General features: G+C 75.5%; 4 protein-coding genes. All 4 read right to left on the reverse strand.

The window, feature by feature from the left end:
- Positions 1-54: 54 nt before the first annotated feature.
- Positions 55-1038, reverse strand: a complete 984-nt coding sequence (locus tag L1885_RS24525) for an NAD(P)H-quinone oxidoreductase (protein WP_235799349.1) — start codon at positions 1036-1038, stop codon at positions 55-57.
- A gap of 141 nt (positions 1039-1179) precedes the next feature.
- Positions 1180-2274, reverse strand: a complete 1095-nt coding sequence (locus L1885_RS24530) for a potassium channel family protein (RefSeq protein ID WP_235799350.1) — start codon at positions 2272-2274, stop codon at positions 1180-1182.
- A complete protein-coding gene (locus L1885_RS24535) occupies positions 2271-3590 on the reverse strand; it encodes a molybdopterin molybdotransferase MoeA (RefSeq protein WP_235799351.1) in 1320 nt (439 codons plus the stop codon). The genes L1885_RS24530 and L1885_RS24535 overlap by 4 nt, the downstream gene beginning before the upstream one ends.
- Positions 3587-4242, reverse strand: a 656-nt coding sequence (locus L1885_RS24540; RefSeq protein ID WP_235799352.1) for a DUF6457 domain-containing protein, incomplete at its 5' end; no start/stop codon positions are given. The genes L1885_RS24540 and L1885_RS24535, both read right to left, overlap by 4 nt.

The following is a 4242-nucleotide window of genomic DNA, read 5'->3' on the forward strand; positions in this document are numbered from 1 at the left end:
CCGACCCGGCGCCCGCGGGGCGGCCCGGGCCGGCGCGGTCCGGGCCGCAGCCCGTCAGGCGCCCGTGACCAGCAGGATCTTGCCGACGTGGCTGCCCGCGTCGAGCGCACGGTGCGCCTCGGCCGCGTCCCGCATCGCGACGCGGCTGTCGATCACCGGGCGCACGTCGCCCGAGGCGACGAGGGGCCACACGTGCTCGCGCACCGCCGCCACGATGGCCGCCTTCTCGCTCGCCGGGCGGGCCCGCAGGGACGTCGCCGTGATCGCGGCACGCTTGGCCATCAGCGCCCCGAGGTTGAGCTCGCCCTTCACGCCGCCCTGCATGCCGATCACGGCGAGCCGGCCGTTGACCGCGAGCGCCGCCACGTTCCGCTCCAGGTACTTGGCGCCCATGATGTCGAGGATGACGTCGGCGCCCCTGCCGTCCGTCACCGCCCTGATCTCCTCCACGAAGTCCTGCTCGCGGTAGTTGATCAGGAAGTCCGCGCCCAGCTCCTTGCAGCGCGTGAGCTTGTCCGCGCCGCCCGCCGTGACCGCGACCCGCGCGCCCGCCGACTTGGCCAGCTGGATGGCGGCCGTGCCGATGCCGCTCGCGCCGCCGTGCACCAGGAAGGTCTCGCCCGGCCTGAGGTGGGCGACCATGAACACGTTGGACCAGACCGTGCAGACCACCTCGGGCAGCCCGGCCGCGTCCGCCAGCTCGACGCTGTCGGGCACGGGCAGCAGCTGCCCCACGGGGACGGCCACCTTCTCCGCGTAGCCTCCGCCGCCCATCAGGGCGCACACCTCGTCGCCCACCGCCCACCCGGCGACGCCCGGCCCGACGGCCGAGATCCGGCCCGAGCACTCCAGGCCCGGATAGACGGGCGCGCCCGGCGGCGGGTCGTAGTGCCCCTGCCGCTGCAGCACGTCGGCCCGGTTGACGGCGCTCGCCACGACGTCGACGATCACCTCGCCCTCGCCGGGGACGGGGTCGGGCACCTGGGACCACACGAGGGCTTCGGGTCCGCCCGGTTCCGGAATCGTGATCGCATGCATGGTCGTGAGGCTACCCGCGCCCCTCGCGCCCCATCCGTCCGGCCGCGCGCCGGCCCGGGCCGTGGCGTACGGGCCGGCCGGGGGCGTCCCGGACCCTCCTGCTCGCCCGGGCCCCGGGGCCTCCGGAGCCGGGCGCCCCCGTCAGCGGAACGCGCTGCCCCGGGGCGGGGCCTCCGGCGGCTCGGAACGGGCACGGACGATGGCGATCACCCGGTCCGTCGGCTGGAGCGGACTCGCTTCCGGGTCGTCGTAGGCGAGCAGGCGGTGGCCCCGGACCACGCTGACCACGAGGTCGTCCGTCTCCCGGACACCGCGGCCGCACTCGGCCTTGCTCACGGGGCGCTCCACCATGTCGAGGCCGCTGCCCTGCTGGATCAGGTCGTCCATGACGGTCCCGGCCCAGGGGCTGAGCACCGACATGCCCAGCATCCGGCCTGCCGCGCTCGCGCTGGTGATGACCGCGTCGGCGCCCGACTGGCGCAGCAGCGGCGCGTTCTCCTCCTCGCGCACGGCCGTGACGATCTTCGCCCCCTTGTTGAGCTGCCGGGCCGTCAGCGTCACGAGCACCGCCGTGTCGTCGCGCTGGGTCGCGATGACGATCTGCCGGGCGCGCTGAACCTCCGCGCGCAGCAGCACCTCGCTGCGTGTGGCGTCGCCGACGACGCCCGCCAGGCCCTCGGCGTTGGCTGCCTCGACGACCTTGCCGGCCGGGTCGACGATGACTATCTGGTCCTTGCGCACCCCGGTGGCGCGCAAGGTCTGGGTGGCCGACCTGCCCTTCGTGCCGTAGCCGATGACCACGGTGTGGTCGCGCAAGGTGGACCTCCAGCGGTTCTGCCGCCACTCCTCCCGGGTGCGCTCCGTGAGGACCTCGAGAGTCGTGCCGACCAGGATGATCAGGAACAGCACCCGCAGCGGGGTCACCAGCAGCACGTTCGCCAGCCGGGCCCCGTCGCTGTACGGGACGATGTCACCGTAACCGGTGGTGGACAGCGTCACGGTGGAGTAGTAGACGGCGTCCAGGAAGTCGACCGAGCCGTTGGCGTTGTCGTGGTACCCGCCACGGTCCGACCACACGATCAGGACCGTCAGGAACAGCACCGCGAGGGCCATCGCCAGCCGCCGCAGCACCTGCCGCAGCGGACGCTGGACCGTACGGCGGGGCAGGCTCAGCCGCCCGCTGACCAGATGCTCGTCGGCGCTGCGCGCGATGGCGTCGTGACCGGGAAGTTTCACGTGAAACACCCTCCGGCGACGGGCGCGGTCCAGGGCAGATCCAGCACTTCCAGCAGGGCGCCGGGGGCGACGCCGCCAGGCGGCACCACCGCGAGGCCGTCGGCGACGGCGATGCCGCGCAGCATGGCGGGGCCGTTGAAGTGCACGGGCTCCAGCCCGTCGTCCCGGTGGACGAACGGCACCAGGCGGGTGTGGTGCGGGTGCCCGCGCAGGTCCTTCCCGACCGGCGCGCGGTACGGGGCCGGCGCCGTCCGCCCCGCCAGTTCCCGCAGCAGCGGCTCGGCGAGGGTGAGCAGCCCGGAGACCGCCGCCAGCGGGTTTCCCGGCAGCCCGACCAGGTGGCGCCCGGCGCCCAGCGCGGCCAGCAACATCGGGTGCCCCGGACGCACGGACACGCCGTCGACGAGCAGCTTCGCCCCGGCCTTGTGCAGGACCGGGTGGACGTGGTCGACCGGCCCGGCCGCCGTGCCGCCGGTGGTGACGACGAGATCGGCCTTGGAACCGGTGATCGCCCGCTGGAGGGCCGTCGCGTCGTCGCGTACCCGCCGCGTGGCCCGCACGTCGGCGCCCAGCGCGCGCAGCCAGGGTCCGACCATCGGGCCGAGCGCGTCCCGGATCAGACCGCCGTGCGGGAGGCCCTCGGTGAGCAGTTCGTCGCCGACGACCAGCACCTCGACGGTCGGCCGCGGCACCGTGTGCAGCGTGTCGTAGCCCGCGGCCGCGGCCAGCCCCAGCACGGCGGGCGTGACCGTGGTGCCCTCGGACAGCAGCGAGTCGCCGGAGCGGCACTCCTGCCCGCGGGGGCGGATGTCCTGCCCCTGGACGACCCGGTGCCGGGCGTGCAGCCGGCCTGCCTCGTCGGTGCGCGCGTGCTCGCTGCGGATGACGGCCGTCGCCTCGGGCGGGATGCGCGCGCCGGTCGCGATGCGCACGGCCGTCCCGTCCGGCAGCTCCCCCGCGTACGCGTGCCCGGCGAGCACGGACTCGGCGGCGACCACGGACCAGGGGCCGGGCCCCGACACGGCCCAGCCGTCCATGGCCGAGGTGTCGAACGAGGGCAGGTCGGTGAGCGCGGTCAGCGGTTGGGCGAGCGCCTCCCCGAGGGCCCGCTCGCCGGGTACGCGGTGGGAGCGGCCGGCTCGCGCGAGGCGGCCGGCCCGGGCCGCGCGGAGGCGGGCCTCGGGCCAGTCCAGGGCCCGGTGCGGGCCCGGGCCGCCACCGGCCGCTTCGGTCGGCGGCCCGGCGACCAGCGCCAGTGCGTCGTCGAAGCCGTCGATCTCCGCCACCTCGCCCGCGTCGCCGTCACGGGACGTCATCCGGCGTCCGTCCCGGAGCCGTTCGCCTCCTCCTCCCAACGCCGGGCCAGCGCCGACGCCTTGGCGGCCGCCTCGGCGACGGCCTGCTCCCCCTGGCCTGCCGCCCTCGCCGCCGCGTAGCCGACCAGGAAGGTCGTCAACGGGGCCGCGGGGCGGGCCACTCCGTGCGCCGCGTCGCTCGCGAGGTCGAGCAGCAGGGTGGTGTCGACGTCCAGCTCGATGCCGAGCTCGTCCTTGACTGCGGTGATCCATTCGTCCAGCACGGTTCCATGCTCCCTGATGCGTGTGCGGGCGGTGGCGATGTCTTCCCAGGTGTCGCAGTCGAACGCGGCGGAGGAGCCGGCATCGACACGGACAACGTCCAGTTCCTGTGACAGCAGGCGCAGCGGCAGGCCGGCGAGGCTCCCGTACTCCGCGGCCAGCAGCGCGAGTCCGCGGCGCAGCGGCTCCGTGGCGTAGGCCGCGACGAGCGGCTGGTCCCGGCCGTCGCCGTCGACGAGGAACGCCGCCTCGCCGCCGCCCGCGAGCGCCTCGCGCAGCCGCGCCACGGTGTCCGTGCCGAGGAAGGGCAGGTCGGCGGAGAGCACGACGGCCGTCCCGGCCGTGACACATCGGGTGCCCGCGTCCAGCGCGGCCACCGGGCCGCCGCCGG

Source organism: Streptomyces fuscigenes (assembly GCF_021556455.1).
GTDB classification, from domain to species: domain Bacteria; phylum Actinomycetota; class Actinomycetes; order Streptomycetales; family Streptomycetaceae; genus Streptomyces; species Streptomyces fuscigenes.

Coding starts and splice junctions, on each gene's coding strand:
- L1885_RS24525 (WP_235799349.1), bottom strand. CDS start 1,038: ATGCATGCGATCACGATTCCGGAACCGGGCGGACCCGAAGCCCTCGTG.
- L1885_RS24535 (WP_235799351.1), bottom strand. CDS start 3,590: ATGACGTCCCGTGACGGCGACGCGGGCGAGGTGGCGGAGATCGACGGC.